This window comes from Actinospica robiniae DSM 44927, assembly GCF_000504285.1.
Taxonomy (GTDB): Bacteria; Actinomycetota; Actinomycetes; order Streptomycetales; family Catenulisporaceae; genus Actinospica; species Actinospica robiniae.
The window spans coordinates 7,840,811-7,864,532 of the sequence record NZ_KI632511.1; the positions used below are offsets into that span (position 1 = coordinate 7,840,811).

Genomic DNA, 23,722 nt, shown 5'->3' on the forward strand with positions numbered 1-23,722 from the left:
GGGCAGGGGCACGGACGCAACTGACGGTATGTCAGCTTTTCTCCATCATACCGTCAGTTGGCCCGCGGTGACCCCATTTCTGCTATCAGCAGAATTCGCCTGACGGGCCCTCGAAAGCACCGATCCGGGGAACCTCGTCCCCGGTCGGGCCGTTGATCACGGTATGGAATTCGTGAAACTCGGTTCGACCGGCCTCGAGGTGTCCCCGATCGCTTTGGGCTGCATGAGCTTCGGCGACCCGGCCCGCGGCGGCCACCAGTGGGTCGTGCGCGAGCCGGAGGCGCGCGGGTACATCCAGCGTGCGCTCGAAGCGGGCGTGAACTTCTTCGACACCGCCAACTCGTACTCGGGCGGCTCCAGCGAGGAGATCGTCGGCCGCGCGCTCAAGGACTTCGCCGACCGCGACCAGGTCGTGATCGCGACGAAGGTGTACTTCGGCACCAGGAAGGGCCCGAACGGCGGAGGGCTCTCGCGCAAGGCGATCCTCGCCGACGTCGACCACAGCCTGCGCCGCCTCGGCACCGACTACATCGACCTGTACCAGATCCACCGCTTCGACGGCACGACCCCGCTCGAGGAGACGCTCGAGGCGCTCCACGACGTGGTCAAGGCCGGCAAGGTGCGCTACCTCGGCGCCTCGTCCATGTACGCCTGGCAGTTCGCGAAGGCGCTGTACCTGCAGCGGCACCACGGCTGGGCGCGGTTCGTGAGCATGCAAGACCACTACAACCTGCTCTACCGCGAGGAGGAGCGGGAGATGCTGCCGCTGTGCCGGGAGGAGGGCATCGGCGTCATCCCGTGGAGCCCGCTCGCCCGCGGCCGGCTGACCAGGGACTGGGAGGAGGACACGCAGCGCCAGGAGACCGACCGCTTCGCGACCGGCCTGTACCAGGAAGGCGACCGCGCGATCGTCGAGGCCGTCGCCCGCATCGCCGCCAAGCGCGCCATCCCGCGCGCCCAAGTCGCGCTGGCCTGGGTGGCGAGCCGCCCGGGTGTGACCGCGCCGATCGTGGGCACGAGCAAGCCGCACCATCTCGACGACGCGCTCGCGGCGCTCGAGGTCGAGCTGAGCCCGGAGGAGGTGGAGGAACTCGAGGCGCCGTATACCCCACACGAGATCTCCGGCATCGAAGTCTGAGGCCGGCGGAGTAGCCGCGCCCGCGGGCGCAGGGACATCCGCGGACGGGAGACCGTCCGCGGACGCGGAATCGTCTGCGGACGCTGCGTCGGTCGCGCACGGTTCGTCGCCTGCGGAGGGCGTGGTTCGCGTGCCCGCGCCGGCCGCTGGTGCCGGTGCTGCGGACGGCGTGGCCCCCGCGTCTGCTCTCGCAGCATACGACGCGCCGTCCGCCGCGCCTGCCGCGCCTGCGCCGTCCGCCACGCCTGCGGCATCGCCCGCGCCACCGTCCTCCGACGCGGCGCCGCCGCTGTGGCGCAACCGCGACTACGCGGGCTGGTGGCTCAGCTCCCTGGTTTCCTCGCTGGGCAGCTCGATGTCGCAGATCACGTATCCGCTGCTGATGCTGTACGCGACCGGGTCGGTGGCGCGCGCCGGCGTCGTCGGCGCCTGCCTCAACCTGGGCGGCCTCGCCACGACGCTTCCGGGCGGCGTGATCGCCGACCGGTTTCCGCGGCGGCCGGTCATCATCGCGTGCTACATCGGGCAGGCGATCGGCACCGGCACGGTCGTCTACGCGGTGGCGCGCGGCCATGTCAATGTTCTGCACATCGCCTTGGTGGCGCTGATCCAGGGCATGCTCAACGGCATCAGCGGCGCCGCGCTCGCTCCGGTGCTGCGCCGACTCGTGCATCCGGATCAGTTCCCGGCGATGTCCGCGGCGCGGCAGGGCCGGGACATGGGCGCTTCGCTGATCGGCCCGCCGGTGGGCGGCATGCTGTTCACGATCGCGCGCTGGCTGCCGTTCCTGGGCGACGCGGTGTCTTTCGCCGTCGCCGCCGTCGGCGTGGCCGCGATCCGACGTCCGCTCGGGCCGGATCGTGCGCGCAAACGGCCCTTGCGCGCTCGATCGGCCGCATTCGCCGAGTCCGCAGAACCAGCAGAACCCGCAGAGCCCCCGGAATCGGCCGGGCGCACCGACACCGACACCGACGCGGATGCCGTCACGCACCCCGAGGCCGCGGCCGAAACCGTGCCGCCTCCGGCCGGGATACGGGCTGCGGCGGCGGAGATCCGGGCCGGCGTCGCGTTCATCGTCCGGCATCCGTTCCTGCGTTTCGCGGTGCCGTGGGCCGCGTTGGTCAACGCGCTGGCGACCGGGCTCGTGCTGCTCGTCATCGCGCTGCTCAAGGACCGCGGGGCCGGGCCCAGCGCCATCGGGGCCATCACGTCCGCCGCGGCCGTGGGCGGGCTCCTGGGCGCCGTCTGCGCGCCGTTGCTGGCTCGCCGCATCAGTGGACGCGCACTCGTCCTGTCCGCCTCCTGGGCCGTCGTGCTGGCCTCTGTGGGGGTCGCCTACGCGCCGAAGCCCTGGCAGATCGGCGTGATCGGCGCCGCGCTCGTCTTCCTCATCGTGCCGCTGACCGTCGTGCTCGAGACTTACGAGCTGCGCGTCGTCCCGGAAGCCTTGCTCGGACGGGTTCTCTCGGCCCGGCAGTTCGCCGTCAGCAGCCTGCTGTGGACCTCCACGCCCGTCGCCGGCGTGCTCGCGGACTCGTTCGGGCCCGCTTCGGCCGTACTCGTGCTCGCGGGCTGCTTCGGCGTGACCGCCTTGTGGACCACGGCTTCCCGCGCCGTGCGCCTCGTCGATGTGGACCCCGGCACGGACCCCGGCACGGACTCGGCCGCGGACCCCGATGCGGGTTCTGATCCGGCTCTCGATCCGCCCCGCGGAACCGTTCGCTGAAACGAACTCCGCGCCGGTTTCCAACCCCGCGCGAAGCGAACTCCGATGCGAACTCCGCGCCCGCACCCGCCGATCGTCCCGCTCTGCGAGACGGTCGAACTCGATATTAGGGCGCCGAATCGGGCCCGAGAACGCTCCCACGACCGCCGCGACTAGGGGTCCGAGGTGCCGTTTCCGCCCTCCCGGGGCCGGGATCAGGCACGGCGTCGGGATAACCAGGCCACGAATAATTTGGACAAAGAACTCTCATTCGGGACGAAATCCGGCCCTCGGGAGGGTGAATAGGCGGATCCGCTGCACACGGCGCGCCCGACTCCGGTACGCTCCGGTTTTATCGCAGACCAGCAGGGGTGTCACCTTGCAACCCACGCGGGAAGCGACTAGGTTCCGGCAACGGACCACCGAGCCGACCGGCCGGGCGAAACGTCACACCCGAGCATTCGGGACCCGAGCTCTCGGGACCCGCGATCATCGGGCTGAGGCCTTCGTGCGCGGGCGGCTCAACCCCCCACAATCCGATTCGATGTCATTGAGGTGAATTGGCGTGGCTCTCCCGCCCCTCACTCCCGAACAGCGCCAGGCTGCCCTGGAAAAGGCCGCCGCGGCCCGCCGCGAGCGTGCTGAGGTGAAGAACCGCCTCAAGCACTCCGGCGCCTCCCTTTCCGAGGTCGTCCAGGAAGGCCAGAAGAACCCGGTCATCGGCAAGATGCGGGTCTCGGCCCTGCTCGAGTCCCTGCCGGGCGTCGGCAAGGTCCGGGCCAAGCAGATCATGGAGCGGCTCTCCATCTCCGAGAACCGCCGCGTCGGCGGCCTCGGCGCCAACCAGATCGCGGCGCTCGAGCGCGAGTTCGGTTCGGCCAAGTAGGCAAGTGAGCACGACCGCGGCCGTCGAGGCCCGCGGTGGATCAGAGCCCTCATAGCCGAGGGCGGCACGGGGCACGGGGCTCGGCCTTGCAAACCGTGGCAGTGGCGTGTCGTCCGGTTCGCCATTCCGATGGCGTACCGGCGATGCGCTAGGCTCAGGTCGTGTGACGACCTCGACCGATACCGCGCGCCCCGAACCACCGAACGGCCACCGGCCCCGGCTGGTGGTGCTCTCCGGGCCCTCGGCGGTCGGCAAGAGCACCGTGCTCGCGCATCTGCGGGCCCAGCACCCTGAGATCTGGCTGTCCGTCTCCGCCACCACCCGCCACCCGCGGCCGGGCGAGATCGACGGCAAGCACTACCGCTTCGTCGACCAGGACGGCTTCGACAAGCTGATCGCCAACAGCGAGCTGCTCGAATGGGCCGAGTTCGCCGGCAACCGCTACGGCACCCCGCGCCAGCCCGTGCTGGACAGGCTCGCCGAGGGCGACGCCACCCTGCTCGAGATCGACGTGCAGGGGGCCCGGCAGGTGCGCGAGGCGATGCCCGAGGCCCTGTTGGTCTTCCTGGCCCCGCCGAGCTGGGAGGAGCTGGTGAACCGGCTCACCAAGCGGGGCACCGAGCCGCCCGAGGTCCAGGAGCGCCGGCTGGCCGCGGCGCGCGACGAACTGGCCGCCGAGACCGAGTTCGACGTCACCCTGGTGAACACGTCCGTCGAGGACGTGGCGCGCGAACTGTTAACCTTGATGGGTGTCGGCTGAGCCGAATCCGGCCTTCGCCCACACGCGATCCCCACTCGTCCAAGCCGTGAGGTCCAAGCCTTGTCCATGACCGAGCCCGAAGGCATCATCAACCCGCCGATCGACGAGCTGCTCGAGGCGACCGACTCCAAGTACAGCCTGGTCATCTACGCGGCCAAGCGCGCTCGCCAGATCAACGCCTACTACTCCCAGCTCGGCGAGGGCCTGCTGGAGTACGTCGGCCCGCTCGTCGACACGCACGTGCACGAGAAGCCGCTGTCCATCGCGCTGCGCGAGATCAACGCCGGCCTGCTGACCGCGGAGCCGATCGAGCCGACCACGCCGGCTTCGCCGACCTCGCTCTGACCGGCGGCTGAGGAGCCCTCATGGCGGCGAGTGCGGACGCGGCGGACTTCCCCGCGACGGCCTCCCGCCCCCGCGTCGTGCTCGGCGTGGGCGGGGGCATCGCCGCCTACAAGGTCTGCGAGCTGCTGCGCCGGCTGACCGAGTCCGGGCATGAAGTCCGGGTCGTGCCCACGGCCAGCGCGCTGCACTTCGTCGGCGCCCCCACCTGGGAGGCGCTGTCGGGGCACCCGGTCTCCGCGGAGGTCTGGCAGGACGTGCCGCAGGTGCCGCACGTGCGCCTCGGCCAGCACGCCGACCTCGTCGTGGTCGCGCCGGCGACGGCCGACCTGCTCGCCCGGGCCGCGCACGGCCTGGCCGACGACCTGCTGACGAACACGCTGCTCACCGCCCGGTGCCCGGTGCTCTTCGCCCCGGCCATGCACACCGAGATGTGGCTGCACCCGGCCACCCAGGAGAACGTCGCCACGCTGCGCCGCCGCGGCGCGATCGTGCTCGACCCCGCGGTGGGCCGGCTGACCGGGGCCGATTCCGGGCCCGGGCGGCTGCCCGACCCGGAGGAGATCTTCGCCGCGGCGCTCGCCGTGCTGCGGCGCGGCGCTTCCGCGCCCGACCTGGCCGGCCTGCGCGTGCTGGTGACCGCGGGCGGCACCCGTGAGCCGCTCGACCCGGTCCGCTACCTGGGCAACCGCTCCTCCGGCCTGCAGGGTTACGCGCTCGCCCGGGCCGCGCTGGCCCGCGGCGCCGAGGTCACCCTGGTCGCCGCCAACGTCTCGCTGCCCGACCCGGCCGGGGCGAAGATGCTGCGCGCCGGCACCGCGCTGGAGCTGCGCGAGCAGGTGCTCGCCGCCGCGCCCGAGGCGGACGTGGTGGTCATGAGCGCGGCGGTGGCCGACTTCCGCCCCGCCGACTACGCCGGCGCCAAGATCAAGAAGAGCGACGACACCTCCGCCCCCACGCTGCGGCTCGTGCAGAACCCGCACATCCTGCGCGAGATCGCCCGCGAGCGCTCGCGTCCGGGGCAGACGGTCGTGGGCTTCGCCGCCGAGACCGGGGACGCGGAGCACTCCGCTCTCGACCTCGGCCGCCGCAAGCTCGCCAAGTACGGCGTGGACCTCCTGGTCGTCAACGAGGTCGGCGCCGACAAGGTCTTCGGCCGGCCCGAGACCGAGGCGGTGATCGTGGAGACGGGCGGCGCGGAGACTCCGGTGCCGCCGGGTTCCAAGGCCGTCTTGGCGGAGCTGATCTGGGACTGCGTGCTCGCGTGGCGTGCCCGGGCCGCCGAGCCCGGGCTCTGACCGGCGCCGATCAGCCGCCGCGGTCTTCCGGACGCGCAAACGCGCCCACCCCTTGAATCAACCCATTAAGCCCCTAGATCTGACCAATCATCCGTCCACGGGTCGGGCCGCTTCTTCCGCGACGAGCTTCCGCGGTTACACTGGGCCACGAGAAGTCAGCAGCCGCTGCAGAAGGGAAGCCCCCGTGGTCCGTACGTATACCGATCGCCGCCTGTTCACCTCCGAGTCCGTGACCGAGGGGCATCCCGACAAGATCGCCGACCAGATCTCGGACACGATCCTGGACGCGCTGCTGGCCGAGGACTCCTCCTCGCGCGTGGCGGTCGAGACGCTGATCACCACCGGGCAGGTGCACGTGGCCGGCGAGGTCACCACCTCGGGCTACGCCGACATCCCGGCGCTCGTGCGCGAGCGGATCCTGGAGATCGGCTACGACTCCTCCAAGAAGGGCTTCGACGGAGCCTCCTGCGGCGTGTCGGTCTCGATCGGCTCGCAGTCCCCGGACATCGCGCAGGGCGTGGACGCGGCCTACGAAGCGCGGGTCGAGGGCGAGCAGGACGAGCTCGACCGGCAGGGCGCCGGGGACCAGGGCCTGATGTTCGGCTACGCCTGCTCCGACACGCCCGAGCTGATGCCGCTGCCGATCGCGCTGGCGCACCGCCTGGCGTGCCGCCTCGCCCAGGTCCGCAAGGAGGGCACGGTCGCCTACCTGCGCCCGGACGGCAAGACCCAGGTCACCATCGAGTACGACGGCGACAAGCCGGTGCGCCTCGACACCGTGGTCGTCTCCACCCAGCACGCCTCCGACATCGACCTGGAGACGCTGCTGGCCCCGGACATCCGCGAGTACGTGGTCGAGCCCGAGCTCGCCGCCCTCGGCCTGGACACCGCGGACTACCGGCTGCTGGTCAACCCGACCGGGCGGTTCGAGATCGGCGGCCCGATGGGCGACGCCGGCCTGACCGGCCGCAAGATCATCGTGGACACCTACGGCGGCATGGCCCGGCACGGCGGGGGCGCCTTCTCCGGCAAGGACCCGTCCAAGGTGGACCGTTCGGCCGCGTACGCGATGCGCTGGGTGGCCAAGAACATCGTCGCGGCGGGCCTGGCCGGCCGGGCCGAGGTGCAGGTGGCCTACGCGATCGGCAAGGCCGAGCCGGTGGGCCTGTTCGTGGAGACCTTCGGCACCGAGACCGTTCCGGTGGACGAGATCCAGCTGGCCGTGGGCAAGGTCTTCGACCTGCGCCCGGCCGCGATCATCCGCGACCTGGACCTCAAGCGGCCGATCTACACCAAGACCGCGGCGTACGGCCACTTCGGCCGGGACCTGCCGGAGTTCACCTGGGAGCGCACCGACCGGGTGGACGCGCTGAAGGCCGCCGTGGCCTGACGTATCGTCATACAGCCGTTCCGAACGCCCCGTCGCGCCGTCAAGGACGCGGCGGGGCTTCGGCTGTCGGCGGCCGGCTGTTTAATGGGGCATTGTGGGGCAAGGAACCGTACACGAACAGCTCGCGCTGGTGCGCGCCCGCGTGTCCGGACCGCCCAAGCCCGTCGAGCCCGCCGAGCAGTGCCCGGTCGCGCGGGTCGCGGTGGATCTGGAGCCCGCGCACCTCGACCGCTACTTCGACTACGCCGTTCCGGCGCGCCTGGCCGAGAACGCCCGGCCGGGCGTGCGCGTGCGGGTGCGCTTCGCCGGGCGCCTCGTCGACGGCTACCTGATAGAGCGGCTCGAGCACAGCGACTTCACCGGCAATCTGGTGCCGATCGAGCGGGTCGTCTCGCCCGAGCCGGTGCTCGGCCCGGAGTCCCTGGCGCTGGCCCGGCAGGTCGCCGAGCTCTACGGCGGCACGCTCGCGGACGTCCTGCGGCTGGTCGTTCCGCCGCGCCACGCCAGAGCGGAGGGCAAGCCGCCCCAAGAGCCGCTGCTCGGACCGTTGCCCCCGCCCGTGCCAGAGCCCTGGCGTGCCTATCCCGGCGGTGCGGAGTACCTGGAGTCGCTGGTCCGCGGTGAGTCACCGCGCGCGGTGTGGACGGCGTTGCCCAACACCGATCCCTCCGCCGCGCTCGCCGCCGCCGTTCACGCCGCCCTGGCCGGCGGACGCGGCGCGGTCGTGATCGCCTCCACAGGGCGCGACGTCGCCAAAATCGACGCGGCGCTCATCCGAGTGCTGGGCGAAGGCCGGCACGTGGCTCTGACCGCAGACCTCGGCGCCGCCGAGCGGTACCGTCGCTGGCTCGCGCTGAGCCGGGGTCAGATCCGTGCCGTGGTCGGCACCGCGGCCGCACAGTTCGCGCCGATCGACAACCTGGGCCTCGTCGCGGTCTGGGACGACGCGGACTCCGGACACGCGGTCCGGCTGGCTCCTTATCCGCACGCCCGCGAGGTCCTGCTGCTGAGAGCCCATCAGTCCCGCGCCGGAGCACTCATCGGCGGCTACACCGCCACCGCGGAAGCCGCGCACCTCGTGCAACGCCGCTGGGCCCGCCCGCTTTCCGCGCCGCGAGCGACCGTCCGCGAGCACGCGCCGCGCGTGTTCGCACTCAACGAAGAGCGCAGCCGCGATCGCGAGCTGCACCCCGGCGCCGTGGCCGGGCACCTCCCGCCGCAGGCTCTGCGCCTGGCCCGCGAGGCGCTCGCCCACGGGCCCGTGTTGGTGCAGGTGCCTCGCTCCGGATACCGGCCTCGCCTGGCCTGCGCGCAATGCCGCGAGACGGCCAGGTGCGCGCATTGCGGCGGCCCGCTCTCTCAGCCAGGGCCGCAGCAGGACCCGATCTGCGGATGGTGCGGGCGCATCGCGGCGCAGTGGAAGTGCCGGACCTGTTCCGGCCTCAGGTTGCGGAGCCGGGCCACGGGCGTGCACCGTAGCGCCGAGGAGCTCGGGCGTGCGTTCCCAGGCGTGCCCGTGCGCGAGAGCAACGCGGCTCGGGGCATCATCGAGCACGTATCAGCCGACCCGGCGCTCGTGCTGGCTACGCCGGGAGCCGAACCGGCCGCTGACGAAGGCTACGCCGCGGCATTGCTGCTCGATGCGCAAGACCTGCTCAACCTTCCGACGCTGCGTGCCGCCGAACAGGCACTGAGGCGCTGGCTCGGCGCGGCGTCGCTCGTGCGTCCGGCCGGGCGCGGCGGTGCGGTCCTGCTGTGCGGCGACGGCAGCCTCCCGGCGGCCCAGGCCCTGCTGCGCTGGGATCCGGCCGGATTCGCCCGTCGCGAGTTGGCCGAGCGCACTGAGCTCGGCTATCCGCCGAGCGCCCGTATCGCCGAGCTGACGGGGGCGTACCCGGCGCTCAAAGAACTGCTCGACCTGTCCGAGCTGCCGGCGGGTGCCCAGCTGCTCGGCCCCGTCCCGGTGCAGCGGGCGGGCACCGCCACCGAGCGGATGCTCGTGCGCTGCGACCGGGCCGACGGCGCCGAACTCGCCCGTGCGCTCAAGGCCGCGCTGGGCGTGCGCGCGGCGAAGAAAGTCGAGGAGCCGGTGCGGCTGCGGATCGACCCGGTGGATCTGGCGTAGCGGCCCGGCGCCGGGCGGAGTCGCGCAAGCCGGACCGCCGCCCTGGTTCCGGTCGGTAAACTGGCGGGGAACGACGCGAAGCGACCAGCGAGGGCAGGGGCAGTACTGTGGCGATCCGACCGATCCGGCTCTTCGGCGACCCGGTGCTGCGCACGCCCGCGGAGCCGGTGGTGGACTTCGACAAGGAACTGCGCAACCTGATCCGCGACCTGACCGAGACGATGATCGACGCGCCCGGATCCGGACTCGCCGCCCCCCAGCTCGGCGTCTCGCTGCGGGTGTTCACCTACCACGTGGACGGCGTCACCGGACACCTCGTGAACCCGAGCCTCGACCTGTCCGAGGAGACCCAGGACGGCAACGAGGGCTGCCTGTCGATCCCCGACCTGAGCTTCCCCTGCACCCGCGCGCTGCGTGTGGTGGCGAAGGGCTTCAACGAGCACGGCGAACCGGTCGAGCTCGAGGGCAGCGAGGTACTCGCGCGCTGCGTGCAGCACGAGACCGACCACCTCGACGGCATCCTGTTCGTCGACCGGCTCGACCGGGAGCAGCGCAAGGCGGCGCTGCGCGCGATCCGCCAGGCGGAGTGGGCCGGGCAGGCCGTCCGGGTCAAGCAGTCGCCGCACGCCACCTTCGGCGCGGCTCTCTAAGCCGCGTGGCCGGCCCCCGGCCGCCACGCGCCGCCGACTGACGCGGCGTCGGAACCGTCACCCCCGCTCAAGGATCGAGGCACCGGAAACCATGCGCGTGATGTTTGCGGGCACCCCGCAGCCGGCCGTCCCCTCGCTCGAGGCGCTGCTCGCCTCGTCCCGGCACGAGGTCGCCGCCGTGCTCACCCGCCCCGACGCCCCGGTCGGCCGCGGCCGGCGGCTCGAGCCCTCGCCGGTGCGCCGGCTGGCCGAGGAGCACGGCATCGAGGTGCTCACCCCGGCCCGCCCGCGCGACCCCGAGTTCCTCGCCCGGCTGGCCGAGCTCGCCCCCGACATCTGCCCCGTCGTCGCCTACGGCGGGCTGATCCCGCTCGACGCGCTGCGCATCCCGGCGCGCGGCTGGGTGAACCTGCACTTCTCGCTGCTGCCGGCCTGGCGCGGCGCGGCCCCGGTCCAGCACGCGCTGATGGCCGGCGACGAGATCACCGGCGCCTGCACCTTCGAGCTCGAACAGGGCCTCGACACCGGCCCGATCTACGGCACGATCACCACCGAGGTGAGCCGCACCGACACCGCCGGCGACCTGCTCGAGCGGCTGTCCGTGGACGGCGCGCGGCTGCTCGTGGCCACCCTCGACGGCATCGAGGACGGCGAACTGCGCCCGGTCCCGCAGCCGGGCGACGGGATCTCGCTGGCGCCGAAGATCACGGTCGAGGACGCCCGGGTGGACTGGAAGATGCCGGCCCAGTTCATCGACCGCCAGGTGCGCGCGTGCACGCCCGCGCCGGGAGCCTGGACCACGCTCGGCGGCGAGCGGGTCAAGCTCTTCCCGCTCACCCCGCTGCCCGGAACGAGCGAGGTGGAGCCCGCCCGGATCGTCGTGGACAAGCGCGGCGTGATCGTCGGCACCGGCTCCGGCCACACCGTGCGCCTCGGCGACGTGCAGCCGCAGGGCCGCAAGCGGATGAACGCGGCCGACTGGGCCCGCGGGCTGCGGCTGACCGATGAGACCGCGTACTTCGCCTAGGCCGTGGTTCGAAGACACGGCCAAGGCCGATGACGGTCGCGAATAGCCGGTAAGATCCTCTGATGCGTACTTCCGATCCGGCCCGCCGAGCCGCCTACGACACCCTGCGCGCGGTCTCCGGGCACGACGCGTACGCCAACCTGGTGCTGCCGGGCATCCTCAACGAGCGCCACCTCGACGCACGCGACGCCGCGTTGGCCACGGAGCTGGCGTACGGCACGCTGCGTGCCCAGGGCACGTACGACGCCATCCTGGCCGAGTGCGTGGACCGCCCGCTGGCCCAGCTCGACCCCGAACTGCTCGACCTGCTGCGGCTCGGCGCGCACCAGCTGCTGGCCACCCGGATCCCGCCGCACGCGGCCGTGGCCGCCACGGTGGACCTCGCCCGGGAAGTACTGCACGAAGGCGCCGCCCGGATGTCGAACGCGGTGCTGCGCCGCGTCGGCCAGTCGGACTTCGACGCCTGGCTCGACCGGATCGCGCCGAACCCGCAGGACGATCCGGAAGGCTACCTCGCGCTGTACCGGGCCCACCCGCGCTGGATCGTGTCAGCCCTCTGGGACTCGCTGGCCGCGCACCGCGGCGCCGAGACCGCGCACGAGGAGATCGACGACCTGCTGCGCGCCGACAACGAGCGCCCCGGGGTGACTCTCGTGGCCAGGCCCGGGCTGGCCACGGTCGAGGACCTGCTCGATGAGGGCGCCGAGCCCGGTCGGTTCGCGAGGACGGCGGCGTATCTCCCGCACGGCGACCCCGGCCGGATCGAGGCCGTGCGCCGCGGCCGCGCCGGCGTGCAGGACGAGGGCAGCCAGCTCGTCGCGCTCGCACTCGCCGAGGCGAAGATGGAGGGTGTCGACGAGCTCTGGCTCGACCTGTGCGCGGGCCCCGGCGGCAAGGCGGCGCTGCTCGCCGCCACCGTCGCGGAGCGCGGCGGAAGGCTGATCGCCGCCGAGCTCGCCCCGCACCGGTCCCGGCTGGTCAAGCGCGCCCTGCAGCCGATCCCCGGGCTGCACAAGGCGATCACGGCCGACGGCACCGTGCCGGCCTGGAACAGCGCGTCGTTCGACCGCGTCATCGCCGACGTGCCGTGCACCGGTCTCGGCGCGCTGCGCCGGCGGCCGGAAGCCCGGTGGCGGCGCAGCGCGGGCGATGTGGCACTGCTGGCGGAGACGCAGAAGAAGTTGCTGCACTCCGCCCTCGACTCGGCCCGGCCGGGCGGCCTCGTGGCGTACGTCACGTGCTCGCCCCATCTCGCCGAGACACGTGTCGTGGTCGACGACGTGCTGCGGCGGCGCACGGACGTCGCTCGCGTGGACGCGCGCCCGTACCTGCCCGGCGTACCCGAGCTCGGCGACGGGCCCGACGTGCAGCTGTGGCCGCACGTACACGGCACCGACGCGATGTACCTGGCGCTGCTGCGACGAGAGCGCGCGTGAGCGCGTAGACCGCGGGGGAGTGACGGCTCGACGTCGCCTCCCCGCATCTGACGCGTCATCGGCAGGTATGGGCGCGCGCGTACGGGAGAATGGGAGCCATGGCCGTACAGATCTCGCCCTCGATCCTCAACAGCGACTTCTCCCGCCTCGCGGACGAGGTGGCCGCCATCTCCCCGGCGGCCGACTGGGTGCACGTCGACGTGATGGACAACCACTTCGTGCCCAACCTCACGCTCGGCCTGCCGATCGTCGAATCGCTGGTCTCGGTCTCCACGCTGCCGTTGGACTGCCACCTGATGATCGACGACCCGGACCGCTGGGCCCCCGCGTACGCGGAGGCCGGCGCCCGCTCGGTCACCTTCCACGTCGAAGCCGCCGCCGCGCCCATCCGGCTCGCCCGGACGCTGCGCGCCGCCGGCGCGAGGGCCGGCATGGCGCTCAAGCCCGCGACCCCGATCGAGCCGTACGAGGACCTGCTCTCGGAGCTCGACATGGTGCTGATCATGTCGGTCGAGCCCGGCTTCGGCGGCCAGCGCTTCCTCGAGTCGGTGCTGCCGAAGGTGCGCCGCACCCGCGAGGCGATCGCCCGCCACGGCGGCCAGATCTGGCTGCAGATGGACGGCGGCGTCTCCACCGAGACCATCGAGCGCTGCGCCGACGCCGGCGCCGACGTGTTCGTGGCCGGATCCGCCGTCTACGCCGCCGAGGACCGCGACCGCGCCGTGCGCGAGCTGCGCGCCCTGGCCGAGAAGGCGACGTCGGCGTCGGACTGGGCCTGCGCGCACTGAAGACTGGCCGTATCGAGAAAGCGCGGGCTGCGCGCCGTTCGCAGAGAGCTGCGGCTGACTCCGGCGGAGCCGGGGCGTGGCGAGATTCCGCCGGTACGCCCGCGCCCGCCGCGTCGTGGGTGAACGGCGGCGGGCACGGTTCTCAAAGCGCGAGCTCGGCTCGTAGGCGGGCCCACGGGATCGGAAACGGAAGCGCCCCGCCGAGGCGGGGCGATCCGTCAGGACGCCAGGTCGTCGAACTCGCCGTCCTTGGCGCCGGCCAGGAAGGCACCGAGTTCGTCCCGGTTGAACAGCAGGACCGCCCCGTCCGGGAACCGCGAGTTGCGTACCGCCACGAGATCGGCGTCCGCGACGGCGAATTCGACGCAGTTCCCGTTGGCGCCGCTGTACGAGCTCTTGCGCCAGGCCATCTTCGAGTTCTTGCTCATGATCGGCAGCCTTTCGATGTGCGTGCACCGTATGTCTGCAATTGCATGTGCTCTGTGCAAGAACCTAGCATGCATGGCGTGATCACAGAATCCCGCTGCGTGAAATTCACCGATGCGGATGACCTGACGGCGTTCCCCTGGCGACGATCGGTGACGTACGGCGCGGGCACGGCAGCGGCCGATCAGTCCGTTTAGGCAGCACAGGGAAGCGGAACCGACTGAGTCGATCGGCCGGCCGGTATGGCACAAACGTACGATCCTCGCGCGGCCGGATAGGAACGCGGGTGCGGCCGTGCGGTGACTGCATATATGCGGACGCTGACATCTGGCGGCGCGCGCGTCAGGGCCACACGCACGGGTGGGCGCGCGTGTAAGCGGGCGCACGCGGGCGCGTGTCCGGGCACGCACAAGGGCGCACGGATGGGTAGGCGAGCGCGCCAGGGCCCGATCGACGCCCCGACCGTACGGGGGGCTGCGTTCCGGCGTCGCACATCGGCGCCTGGCGCGTCCTGCGCGGCCCGCTACGGTCGCCTGGCGTGCCCTGTATCCGTGTCCTGTCTGCCTCGCGGCCGCCACGCGGCGCCACACGACCGCAGCAGCGGCCGGCCGCTGCCGCTCGGCACTGCCTGTGCGGGCGGCTAGAGCTCCATCCGCATCTTCGCCAGCAGCTGGCGGCTCGCCCGCGGCGTCTCGGCATCGACGACCAGGCGGTCGAAGGCTCGTCCGTACACTTCGATCTCGTCCGGGCGCTCCAGGTACAGCGCGCCGGTCAGATGCTCGATGTAGGCGATGTCCGGCAGTTCCGGTTCGGCGAAGCGCAGGATCGAGAACGCGCCTTCGGCGACGTAGCCGCTGCGCGAGAACGGGATCACCTGCAGGGTGATGTGCGGCAGCGCGGTCAGTTCGAGCAGCCGTTCGATCTGCGCCTTGAGCACGTGGACGCCGCCGAGGGCCCGGTGGAGCACGGACTCGTCGATCACCATCCACAGCTGCGGCGGGTGCGTGCCGTCGAGCAGGCGCTGGCGACGGAGTCGGAGCTCGACCATGCGGTCGACGTCGTCGAACCCGGCACGAGGGTGCCCGTGGGTGACCACGGCGCGGGCGTAGTGCTCGGTCTGCATGAGTCCGGGTACGAACTGCAGTTCCCAGCTCTGGATCCGGGCCGCCGCCTCCTCGAGGCCGACGTAGTCCTCGAACCACTTCGGCATCCGGTCGTTGTAGCGGTGCCACCAACCGGTCTGGCGCGACTGCGCCACGAGCGAGACGAGCTGCGCCCGCTCCTCCGGATCCGTCAGGCCGTAGAGCGTGAGCAGGTCCTCGACGTCCCGCTCCTTGAAGCTGATCCGGCCCGTCTCGAGCCGGCTGATCTTGGAGGCGGAGCCGCGGATGCTGTAACCGGCCTCGGCGCAGCTGATGCCGGCTCGCTCCCGCAGTCTGCGCAGCTGGTTGCCCAAGATCAGTCGGCGCACCGACGGTCCGGCCCGCCCCGCACTGCCCTCCGCGGCCATCCCCGATCCTCCTGACGCGAACAAGGATTCGCTATTCGGCGAACGTGTGTGGGTATCTACGCTAAGTCAGCTTCGCGCCGAATGCCAGCGCCGTACGGCGCCGTTCACGGTTTGCGGGCGACCAGGCCGCCGATGCACTGCGCCGTGGGGCTCGGCGTCTTGAGCTGAGGGCCGTCGGGCCACCACTGGTAGCAGGGCACGAGCCCGGGCCCTCGGGTGGCGTTCGGCTTGACGATCTCGAGGCCGGGCAGCATCGCCTCGATCTCCTCGCGCGTGCGGAAGCGGCCGGCGCCCATGGGCCCGTGCACGAGGATCTCCTCGATCCGCTTGGCCACCTTGGTCAGCTCGGGCACCTCGGGGTCGTAGAAGTGGCTGAAGACGACGTAGGAGCCGGACGCGAGGGCGTCGATGTACTGCTGCATCAGTGCCGGCCCGCCGTCACCCTCAAGGTGATGCAGGGTGCCGACATGGAGCAGAACCGCCGGCTCGGAAAGATCCAGGTACTGCGCGACCAGGGGATGGTCGAGGACGGTCGACGGCGAGAAGATGTCCGCCTCGGCGATCACGACCAGTTCGTCGTCCTCGAGGAGGGCTCGACCGTGGGCCAGCACCACCGGATCGTTGTCCACGTAGACGATGCGGGCCTCCGGATTGGACCGATGCACGATCTGGTGCGTGTTCTCCGTGGTGGGCAGCCCCGACCCGCAGTCCAGGTACTGCTCGATGTCCGTCTGCGTGGCCAGGAAGCGGCATGCGCGGTTGAGGAAGCGACGATTGCCCTGGGCGATGTCGGCAGCTTCCGGCACCACCTCGAGGATTCGATCCATCACCGCCCGGTCGACCGAGTAGTGGTTCTTCCCCCCGAGGAACCCGTCGTAGACCCTGGCGATGCTCGGGCGGTTCGGATCTATCCCCACCGGAACCCGACGCGGCGTTGCGTCGGCTACTCCCTCGGGCATGTCCACCTCGCACACTCTTCGATTTTTTCCACGGACCGCTGCGTGGGCGGCAGCGTTCTGGTACGGCCGTCAGGGGACGGCTACGGACCGACCCAGCGTACTGCCTCGAACGCGCACGGTCACCCCCCTCTGCGACTCTTATCCCGCTCGTTACGCCGTCACCTCCCGCCGTGTGCCTAGGCCGCCGGTTCGAGCAGACGATCGCGGTGAGCGACGGCGGCGGCCTCGGTCCGGGACGAGACGCCGAGCTTCGCCAGGATGTTGGACACGTGCACGGACACCGTCTTCGTGGTGATGTACAGGCGCGCGCCGATCTGACCGTTCGACAGCCCCTCGGCCACCAGCCGCAACACGTCGGTCTCGCGCGCGGTGAGGCCGGGTGCCGTCGCAGCGGCTTGAACGGCGGCGCCGGGCTCGTCGGACGGCACGACGCTCAGCAGACGGGCACTGCGCGCGAGCGCGTCGATCCGTGCCAGCAGCGGCTCGGCGCCGAGGCTCACCGCGAGCAGGCGAGCCTCCCGCGCGGCCGTGGCGGCCGCTTCTCGGCCTCCGGGCACCGCCGCGGCGTGCTGGGCCTCGCGCAGGCGTATCCGGGCCCTGAGGAGGACCGGCGCGGCTATCTCGTCCGCGCGGCCGGCCAACTCCGCCCAGCACAGCGGCGTCGGCGAGGCCGCGGTCGACGTCGCCACCTCCTCCGCCATGGCCAGTTCGGCGGCGATCAGACCCGCGTAGAGGTCGTGGATGGGCACGCGGCGGGGAATCGCGTCGGCGTACTTGCGGATGAGCGCACTGAGCTCCCCGTCCCGGCTGTCGAGGTCCGTCAGCGCAGCCGCCGCGGTGTACAGCAGCGGCCAGGCCCACCACTCGAACTCCTCGCGCACCCCGTTCGCGAAGACCTGCCGCAGCTCGACGCCGACCTGCTCGCCCACTCCGCCCTCGGCAGCCAGCATGATCTGCAGTGCCGCGGTCGGAATCAGATGCTGCAGTTCGATGTCTCCGTGCCCGAACCGACCCCGCCGCACGACCTGGCGCAGGTCGGCGGCGGCCGCATCGTTGTGGCCACGCAGCACGTGCACGGAGGCGCGCAGCCGCAGCAGGCCTTGGTCCTGGACGTCCGGGAGCGCCAGGTTCAGGCCCTCGTCGATGTGCGCCAGCGCCTCGTCGAGCCGCCCCAGATCGATCAGCGGCTCCGCGGCGTTGTGCCGCAGCAGGCCCTTCTGCGCCCGGTTCGACGCGGCGACCGAGTCCAGTGCGCCTTCGGCCACCTCGGCGGCCTCGGCGTACCGTCCGAGCTTGTACAGCTCGTCGGAGATGCAGATCTCGATGCGCGAGAGCAGAGCCGGGGTACGGCCCATGGAGTGCGCCTGCTCGCGCGCCTGATACTGCAGCTCCAACCCCTGCTCCCAGTCCCCGGAGTGGAAGAGCACGGACCCGTAGGAGGACAAAGCGAGCAAGCGGTCGCCGAGATCGGGAGCCTGCTCGCTGAGCCGGCGCCCCTCTTCCGCGGCTATGAGCGCCTCGGTGCTGCGCCCGTGCAGGCACAGCTTGGAAGCCAGCCGCGCGAGCATGAAGGCGCGCTTGACCGGATAGCGGTCCGCGGGCAACAGATCCACCGCGCGGTAGAGCCCGTCGAGGTCCAGCCGGCCGAGCCCCCAGCGGTGCGTGGAGCGCTGCTCGTACAGGTGCGCGGCGAGGGTCGGACGCTGCTCGACGTCGATCACGGCCAGGCCCGCCTCGGCGAAGCACAGTCCGCGATCCGGCTGCCCGGCGCGCCAGGCCGCCAGCGACGCCCGGTACATCCAGTAGATCTCGTCCGGCTGCTCGTCCGGAGCGTGGTCGACCGCGTCCCACAGTTCGAGCGCCCGCTCGAGCATGGCGAGCTCATCGGAGAAGGCGAACTTCTCGTTGGCCCGCTTGGCCGCGCGCAAGGAGGCGGCCAAGGCCTTGTCCGCCACCTTCGCCCGGTGCCAGTAGTGCGCGACCTGGACGTCCCGGCCGTCCTCGGCGACGAGGCCGGGATCCTGCTCGAGCAGCTCGCCGAGCTGACGACTGATCCGGGCCCGCTCGCCCGGCAGCAGGTTCTCCCGCAGCACCTCGCGCATCAGCGCGTGCCGGAAGCGGAACGCGTCCCCCTCCCCGCCGATCAGCATCTGCGCGGTGAAGGCCGGCCGCAGCCGGTCGGCGAGCTCGGACTCGCTGAGCCCGGACAGCCGGCTGATCAGCGCGGTATGCGTGGGCTGATAGGCGCAGGAGATCAGCCGCAGCAGGCGTTGAGTGTCCTCGGGCAGCGTCTCCACCCGTGCGATGAACAGGTCGTGCAGCGTCCAGGACAGCTCGTCCCCGTCCCCGCAGGAGAAGCAGCAGGCGAGCTCTTCGGTGAAGAACGCGTTGCCCTCGGCTCGGCAGTAGACGTCCTCGACCGTGCTCGGCGCCACCCGTTCGCCGAGCAAAGCCTCGAGCTGCTCCGCCGTCTCCCTGCGGTCGAACCGGCCGAGGTCGATCCGCTCCACCTCCCGTACCCGCGACAGCTCGGCCACCAGCGGCCGCAGCGGATGCCCGCGGTGCAGCTCGTCGTCGCGGAAGGTGCCGATCAGCAGCAGCCGACCGCGGCGCAGCACCCGGGCGAGGTAGCCGAACAGCTCGCGGCTCGCCCGGTCCGCCCAATGCAGGTCGTCGACGACCACGATCAGCGGCCGCTCCTCCGCCGCGTCGAGCAGTGCCGACGTCACCGCCTCGAAGAGCCGCACTCGGCCGAACTCATCGTCTATCCGCGCCGGTGGGGCCGCCCCCAGTTCCGGCAGCAGCCGGGCGAGTTCGTCGCGCTCCCAGCCCCCGCAGCGCAGCAGATCCGCCTCGTGCAAGCTGCGCAGCACCCCGGTGAAGGCCGCGTAGGGAACCCCGTCGCCCCCTATTTCGACGCACGCCCCCAGTGCGAGCGCCGCCCCGCTCTGCCCCGCGAACTCCTCCACCAGCCTGGTCTTGCCCACCCCGGCCTCGCCGCCCAACAGCACGGATTGCGGCTGCCCGGCCGCGGACCGCTCGAACACGGAACGCAGTCGGGACAGCTCGCTCTTCCTGCCGATGAACACCGGGCTTGTCGACCTTGTCACATCAGTGAGTCTGCCACGCTCTACCGACGGCCGGTCCGCCGTGACGGTCACGCCAGGTCCGTGGCGCACCGCGAACTCGGCCGCGGATCGCGTACGGTCCGCGGATCAAGCCCGCCCCGGGGCGACTTCTTGACCTCGTGAACCAGGCGGTGCCGCCGCGCGGCGCTCTCCAGAGACGCCTGGCGCTCCGCGACGTAGGCGAGGGCCGCGTACTCGTTCAGAAAGCCGTTCATGTGAGTCCTCCTCGAATCGGCGCCGGGATTTCCCGGCTGATTCAAGGATCCGAGCCAAGGTAGGCCCGGCGGATCGGACGATCTCCCGAAACCGGAGGCCGAAACGGGGACCACGGCTACCTTAGGCGGGCGGCTGAGCTACCTTAGATCGGCCTGAGACGATCTAGGTACCTCAGAACCGAGCGGCCGCGCGGAGGACTCTGATGGAAGAGTCCTGCCAGTAAGTGCTTGTCATGCCAGCCCGGGCCGGGTCATGGCCGTCGGGCCTCGCCTGACGTGGGCTGATGGTAAGAGGCTGGCTTGCTCAAACGGAGCACAGCGTACACCGTCGCGCTGATCGCCAACACGGCGCCGGCGGCCACGATCCGGCCCCACCAGCCTCCGGACACCGGCGTCAGCGCGGCGCCGAGGACGGTTCCGGCCGCGATCCACGCGGCGACGGCGTGGCTGCCGAGGCCGGGCGGCGTACCCGGCGCCTCGCTATGAAGATCGAGCACGCTCAGGTACATCAGCACCAGGACGAGATCGACCACCATCAGCCACGTCGGCGGCGTGCTCGTGGCCGCAAGCAGCACGCCGACGCACGGCAACAGGGTGTTGCGGTACCTCGACACCCGCGACCACAACTTGTGGCCGGCCATGACGGGGCGTTCGCGCAGCGGCGGAGCCGCCCAACAGCCTGCGACCAGCGCCGCCCCGACCAGCACCCACCTCGTGCCGAACTGCTCGCCCAATCGGGCCGGGTAGAGGGTGGCGACCAACAGGCCCATGCCGAGGATCCTGGCGGGGACATCCCGCTGCAGCGCGCCCGCGACTCGGGAGATCATGCTCATCGGAGAGTCCTGCTTCGGCTTGTGCGGTGGAAGGTTCTCACGGCGAACGGGTTCATCGAGACCGCCCGTACACGGGACGGCGCAGCAGCGGGGCCAAGGCCAAGTCGAGCGCGCCCTCGCCATCCCAGGCCACCACCGGCATTCCGCGCTCGGTGAGGCTGAACCGCAAGGCCTCGCGGTCCAGGCGCCACAGCCTCCGCGCGAGCGGAGCGTCCGGGTCCTGAGGGTCGAGCAGCGGTTCGCCGGCCGGGATCTCCACGACCACGGCCGGGTTCCCGCGCTCGGCGAGATCGCGCAGGGCTTCGAGGAACCGGTCGTCCGCGAGCGGAGTGATCGCGTACACCAATGCGCCCGCGGGCAATGCCGGCGGCGGGACGCGGTCGAGGTCCGGGACCTGATAGCCCATGTCGCGCCGCACGTCGAGGACGGATTCGACGATCCGCAGCAGGTGGGTCGAACCCGTGCCGGGGGTCAGCCAGCGCAGTCTGCCGCCCAACGAGACGATGCCCACACGGTCGTGGCTGCGCAGATACGCCCGCGCGATGCCCGCCGCGGCGCGCACCGAGTCGTCCAGGGTGCTGTGGCCGTCCACGGCCGAGACCACGTCGCCGAACGCGTCGAGCAGGACCACGGCGTCCGTCGCCTGTTCCGCCGCGAACTGGCTGATCTGGATCGAGCCGCGGCGCGTGGTCGCCGGCCAGTTGATCCGGCGCTGGCGCTCGCCCCACCGGAACGGACTCACGCCCACGAACTCCAGGCCCTCGCCGCGCTGGCGTGAGGTGTGCTCGCCGAGCCGGTTCGGCAGCCGCGCCGGGATCGGGGTGAGCGAGCTGTCCGACGGCAGCGGGAAGACCTCGCAGTCGCCCAAGTCCACGCGCACGCTCTGCCGAGCCAGACCCGCCCGGTCGTAGACGTCCAGATCGACCACGCCCAGGCTCCACCGGCCCCAGCGGTGCGCGGTGAACATCAGGCCGACCGTGCCCGCCCGCTGTTCGATCCCGGTCAGCTCCACGCCAGGGCCCGGATACACGGCCGGGTCGAGGCCGCCGGCCGCGCCGGCGAAGGCCAAGTCGATCCGCACCGAGACGGTCTCGCCCTCGAAACAGCGGCGCACCGGCACATGTGCCGTCGCCTGGACCCGTTCCGGCTTGGCGCCCGGGCGGGCAGCGAGCACCAGCCACACCAGCGGACCGGCCGCCAGCGCGAACGCCCACGCGTTGCCGGCGGCCACACCCACGGCCAGCGCGCACGCGGCGACCGCCACCAGCCGGTACCCGCGTTCGGACAGGCGCCACCCGTCCGGACGCGCCGACGGGGCCTCGAATTCGTTGCCGCCCTGCGCCTCCCGGCCGAGCGCGCGCTGCACCAGGGGTGACGGCTGCGGCGGTCCGGGCTTCTCGCTCATGCGCGCGCGGCGGGTTGCGCCGGGTTGGGCGTGGTGCGCGGGGTCGGCACGGACTCGACGATCCCGGCGACGACGTCGTCGGTCGAGATGCGCCGCACCCACAGTTCCGGGCGCAGCGTGATGCGGTGGGCGAGCGCGGGCACCGCCACCGCCTTGACGTCCTCGGGCACCACGTAGTCGCGGTCGCGCAGGACCGCGTGCGCGCGGGCGAGCTGAACGAGCGCCAGACCGCCGCGCGGAGAAGCACCGACCTGGACCTGCGCGTGTGCGCGGGTCGCGTCGATGAGCGCGACGACGTAGCCGATCAGATCGTCGTCGACCTCGACGCGCTCGAGGCTCTCGCGCATCGCCAGCACCTGGCTCGCGTCCGACTTGGCGTCCAGCACCGCTTCGGGCGCCGCCCGGTCCAGTCGGCGCTTGAGCATCGCCGCCTCGTCCTGCACCGGCAGGTAGCCCATGCGCGTGCGCAGCAGGAACCGGTCGAGCTGTGCCTCGGGCAGCGAGTAAGTGCCCTCGTACTCGATCGGGTTGTCCGTGGCGATGACGATGAACGGCTTGGGCAGCGGGCGGGTGACGCCGTCGAGCGAGACCTGGCTCTCCGCCATCGCTTCGAGCAGCGCCGCCTGCGTCTTCGGCGGAGTGCGGTTGATCTCGTCGGCCAGCAGCAGCTGGGTGAAGACCGGTCCGGGACGGAAGACCATCTCCCCGCTCTTCTGGTCGTAGAACGGCGCTCCGGTCACGTCCGAGGGCAGCAGGTCCGGGGTGAACTGGATACGGGTGAACTCCAGCCCGAGGGCGGTGGCGAACGAGCGCGCCAGCAGGGTCTTGCCCAGCCCGGGCAGGTCCTCGATCAGCACGTGGCCGCCGGCCAGAACGCCCAGCATCACCAGCTCGAGCGGCCGGCGCTTGCCGACGACGGCGCGCTCCACCTCGTCGAGCACGGTCCGGGCCACGGCCCCGGCCTGTTGCGGCGTCAGTTCGTCGGTCATTCGCGTCCTCGTAGCTTCTTCGGATGCGGAGCCGGTCCCGGCCCCGCGGCAGGTGGAGAAAGTCGGTCAGAGCTGTTCGAGCCGGTCCACCAGCGCGATCAGCACGGCATCGGGCGGTGGGGCCCCGGCGTTGCTGCGCCGGTCCAGCGACTGATGCGGCGCGCGCGCGGCGGCGGGGAGCGGGGCGGGCCGGCTCGGGTCGATCCAGGGCCACAGCTCGGGGCCGATGAGCGCGGCGGCCTTCTCCGGCTCCGTCAGCAGGCTGATGCCGTGCCTCTCGGCCAGGCGGACGGCGTACAGGCGCTGGATCTCGGGTCGCGCGCCGTGCGCGAAGCCGGTGGCGGAGGCGCGGGCGGAGGAGACCAGCGCGGTCCAGCCGAGCATGCTCAGGTTGCGCCGCCGCACCATGCGCAACGGCTTGCGGTACTGGCCGTCGAGGATCTCGGCGCCGGCCACGTAGCAGAACACGGCGATGACGATGGCGGCCAGCGCGGCCAAGCCCACCGCGGCCGCCGCGCCGCCGCCGACCAGGACGAGGGCGATCTCGACGATCACGGCGAAGCCGGCGGCGCCCAGGATGAGCGTCCGGGAGGCGGGCATCTGATCCGGCTGCTCGTATCCGTCCGCGGACTTCGGGCGCGTCTTGCTGGATTCGGCCCTCTTCACCAGGCCACCGCCTTCGTCTGTGCCCTCGTGCCCATCGCGCACCGCA

At 71.9% G+C, this 23,722-nt stretch carries 21 protein-coding genes; 12 read left to right on the forward strand and 9 right to left on the reverse strand.

Annotated elements, in window-relative coordinates; translation table 11 throughout:
• Window positions 1–163 precede the first annotated feature (163 nt).
• The 12 genes from ACTRO_RS33850 (at window position 164) to rpe (ending at window position 13,545) form a co-directional block, all read left to right on the forward strand.
• The gene (locus ACTRO_RS33850) at window positions 164–1,138 is read left to right on the forward strand and encodes an aldo/keto reductase (protein ID WP_034269746.1); all 975 of its coding nucleotides are present in this window, start codon (window positions 164–166) and stop codon (window positions 1,136–1,138) included.
• A gap of 130 nt (window positions 1,139–1,268) precedes the next feature.
• Window positions 1,269–2,864: an MFS transporter gene (locus tag ACTRO_RS33855; protein ID WP_034269749.1), complete on the forward strand. Its 1,596-nt coding sequence runs from the start codon at window positions 1,269–1,271 to the stop codon at window positions 2,862–2,864.
• A gap of 544 nt (window positions 2,865–3,408) precedes the next feature.
• Window positions 3,409–3,729, forward strand: a complete 321-nt coding sequence (mihF, locus tag ACTRO_RS33860) for an integration host factor, actinobacterial type (RefSeq protein WP_034269753.1) — start codon at window positions 3,409–3,411, stop codon at window positions 3,727–3,729.
• Between the two features lie 163 nt (window positions 3,730–3,892).
• A complete protein-coding gene (gene gmk / locus ACTRO_RS33865; protein WP_034269756.1) occupies window positions 3,893–4,489 on the forward strand; it encodes a guanylate kinase in 597 nt (198 codons plus the stop codon).
• Between the two features lie 66 nt (window positions 4,490–4,555).
• Entirely contained in the window at window positions 4,556–4,834 is a 279-nt protein-coding gene (rpoZ, locus tag ACTRO_RS33870) for a DNA-directed RNA polymerase subunit omega (RefSeq protein ID WP_034269759.1), read from the forward strand.
• 20 nt (window positions 4,835–4,854) lie between these two features.
• Complete coding sequence (gene coaBC / locus ACTRO_RS33875) at window positions 4,855–6,129, forward strand: bifunctional phosphopantothenoylcysteine decarboxylase/phosphopantothenate--cysteine ligase CoaBC (RefSeq protein ID WP_051451793.1); 1,275 nt, start codon at window positions 4,855–4,857, stop codon at window positions 6,127–6,129.
• Between the two features lie 184 nt (window positions 6,130–6,313).
• Window positions 6,314–7,519 carry a methionine adenosyltransferase gene (metK, locus tag ACTRO_RS33880; RefSeq protein WP_034269762.1) on the forward strand — a complete coding sequence of 402 codons (1,206 nt, stop codon included), beginning with the start codon at window positions 6,314–6,316 and terminating at the stop codon, window positions 7,517–7,519.
• A 94-nt stretch (window positions 7,520–7,613) separates the two neighbouring features.
• Complete coding sequence (locus tag ACTRO_RS33885; RefSeq protein WP_157436594.1) at window positions 7,614–9,644, forward strand: primosomal protein N'; 2,031 nt, start codon at window positions 7,614–7,616, stop codon at window positions 9,642–9,644.
• Between the two features lie 107 nt (window positions 9,645–9,751).
• On the forward strand, window positions 9,752–10,294 hold the full coding sequence (def, locus tag ACTRO_RS33890) for a peptide deformylase (protein WP_034269768.1): 543 nt from the start codon (window positions 9,752–9,754) through the stop codon (window positions 10,292–10,294).
• A gap of 91 nt (window positions 10,295–10,385) precedes the next feature.
• Window positions 10,386–11,321, forward strand: a complete 936-nt coding sequence (gene fmt / locus ACTRO_RS33895) for a methionyl-tRNA formyltransferase (RefSeq protein ID WP_034269771.1) — start codon at window positions 10,386–10,388, stop codon at window positions 11,319–11,321.
• Between the two features lie 62 nt (window positions 11,322–11,383).
• Window positions 11,384–12,757, forward strand: a complete 1,374-nt coding sequence (locus ACTRO_RS33900; RefSeq protein WP_051451794.1) for an RsmB/NOP family class I SAM-dependent RNA methyltransferase — start codon at window positions 11,384–11,386, stop codon at window positions 12,755–12,757.
• A 98-nt stretch (window positions 12,758–12,855) separates the two neighbouring features.
• A complete protein-coding gene (gene rpe / locus ACTRO_RS33905; protein WP_034269774.1) occupies window positions 12,856–13,545 on the forward strand; it encodes a ribulose-phosphate 3-epimerase in 690 nt (229 codons plus the stop codon).
• A gap of 218 nt (window positions 13,546–13,763) precedes the next feature.
• Here the strand turns inward: rpe and ACTRO_RS33910 are convergent, their stop codons facing one another.
• The 9 genes from ACTRO_RS33910 to ACTRO_RS33950 form a co-directional block, all read right to left on the reverse strand.
• Window positions 13,764–13,973, reverse strand: a complete 210-nt coding sequence (locus ACTRO_RS33910; protein WP_034269777.1) for a DUF397 domain-containing protein — start codon at window positions 13,971–13,973, stop codon at window positions 13,764–13,766.
• Between the two features lie 638 nt (window positions 13,974–14,611).
• Window positions 14,612–15,481, reverse strand: a complete 870-nt coding sequence (locus ACTRO_RS33915; protein WP_034269780.1) for a helix-turn-helix domain-containing protein — start codon at window positions 15,479–15,481, stop codon at window positions 14,612–14,614.
• A 104-nt stretch (window positions 15,482–15,585) separates the two neighbouring features.
• Window positions 15,586–16,440, reverse strand: coding sequence for an SAM-dependent methyltransferase (locus ACTRO_RS33920; RefSeq protein ID WP_034277968.1), 855 nt, complete (start codon window positions 16,438–16,440; stop codon window positions 15,586–15,588).
• Between the two features lie 176 nt (window positions 16,441–16,616).
• The gene (locus ACTRO_RS33925; RefSeq protein WP_169739985.1) at window positions 16,617–19,550 is read right to left on the reverse strand and encodes a helix-turn-helix transcriptional regulator; all 2,934 of its coding nucleotides are present in this window, start codon (window positions 19,548–19,550) and stop codon (window positions 16,617–16,619) included.
• Window positions 19,551–19,597: 47 nt separating this feature from the next.
• A complete protein-coding gene (locus ACTRO_RS33930) occupies window positions 19,598–19,783 on the reverse strand; it encodes a hypothetical protein (RefSeq protein WP_034269786.1) in 186 nt (61 codons plus the stop codon).
• Between the two features lie 251 nt (window positions 19,784–20,034).
• On the reverse strand, window positions 20,035–20,616 hold the full coding sequence (locus tag ACTRO_RS33935; protein WP_034269788.1) for a hypothetical protein: 582 nt from the start codon (window positions 20,614–20,616) through the stop codon (window positions 20,035–20,037).
• A gap of 52 nt (window positions 20,617–20,668) precedes the next feature.
• On the reverse strand, window positions 20,669–22,021 hold the full coding sequence (locus ACTRO_RS33940; RefSeq protein WP_034269791.1) for a DUF58 domain-containing protein: 1,353 nt from the start codon (window positions 22,019–22,021) through the stop codon (window positions 20,669–20,671).
• Window positions 22,018–23,010, reverse strand: a complete 993-nt coding sequence (locus ACTRO_RS33945) for an AAA family ATPase (protein ID WP_034269794.1) — start codon at window positions 23,008–23,010, stop codon at window positions 22,018–22,020. Before ACTRO_RS33945 ends, ACTRO_RS33940 begins: the two co-directional genes overlap by 4 nt.
• Before the next feature lie 66 nt (window positions 23,011–23,076).
• Entirely contained in the window at window positions 23,077–23,676 is a 600-nt protein-coding gene (locus tag ACTRO_RS33950; protein ID WP_157436595.1) for a hypothetical protein, read from the reverse strand.
• Window positions 23,677–23,722: the final 46 nt, after the last annotated feature.

Bases quoted from the DNA above. Each gene is read 5' to 3' on its own strand.
- rpe (WP_034269774.1), top strand. From the start codon at position 12,856: ATGGCCGTACAGATCTCGCCCTCGATCCTCAACAGCGACTTCTCCCGC.
- ACTRO_RS33900 (WP_051451794.1), top strand. From the start codon at position 11,384: ATGCGTACTTCCGATCCGGCCCGCCGAGCCGCCTACGACACCCTGCGC.
- ACTRO_RS33945 (WP_034269794.1), bottom strand. From the start codon at position 23,010: ATGACCGACGAACTGACGCCGCAACAGGCCGGGGCCGTGGCCCGGACC.
- rpoZ (WP_034269759.1), top strand. From the start codon at position 4,556: ATGACCGAGCCCGAAGGCATCATCAACCCGCCGATCGACGAGCTGCTC.
- ACTRO_RS33920 (WP_034277968.1), bottom strand. From the start codon at position 16,440: ATGCCCGAGGGAGTAGCCGACGCAACGCCGCGTCGGGTTCCGGTGGGG.
- ACTRO_RS33850 (WP_034269746.1), top strand. From the start codon at position 164: ATGGAATTCGTGAAACTCGGTTCGACCGGCCTCGAGGTGTCCCCGATC.
- fmt (WP_034269771.1), top strand. From the start codon at position 10,386: ATGCGCGTGATGTTTGCGGGCACCCCGCAGCCGGCCGTCCCCTCGCTC.
- ACTRO_RS33910 (WP_034269777.1), bottom strand. From the start codon at position 13,973: ATGAGCAAGAACTCGAAGATGGCCTGGCGCAAGAGCTCGTACAGCGGC.
- ACTRO_RS33940 (WP_034269791.1), bottom strand. From the start codon at position 22,021: ATGAGCGAGAAGCCCGGACCGCCGCAGCCGTCACCCCTGGTGCAGCGC.
- coaBC (WP_051451793.1), top strand. From the start codon at position 4,855: ATGGCGGCGAGTGCGGACGCGGCGGACTTCCCCGCGACGGCCTCCCGC.
- ACTRO_RS33930 (WP_034269786.1), bottom strand. From the start codon at position 19,783: ATGAACGGCTTTCTGAACGAGTACGCGGCCCTCGCCTACGTCGCGGAG.
- ACTRO_RS33915 (WP_034269780.1), bottom strand. From the start codon at position 15,481: ATGGCCGCGGAGGGCAGTGCGGGGCGGGCCGGACCGTCGGTGCGCCGA.
- ACTRO_RS33935 (WP_034269788.1), bottom strand. From the start codon at position 20,616: ATGAGCATGATCTCCCGAGTCGCGGGCGCGCTGCAGCGGGATGTCCCC.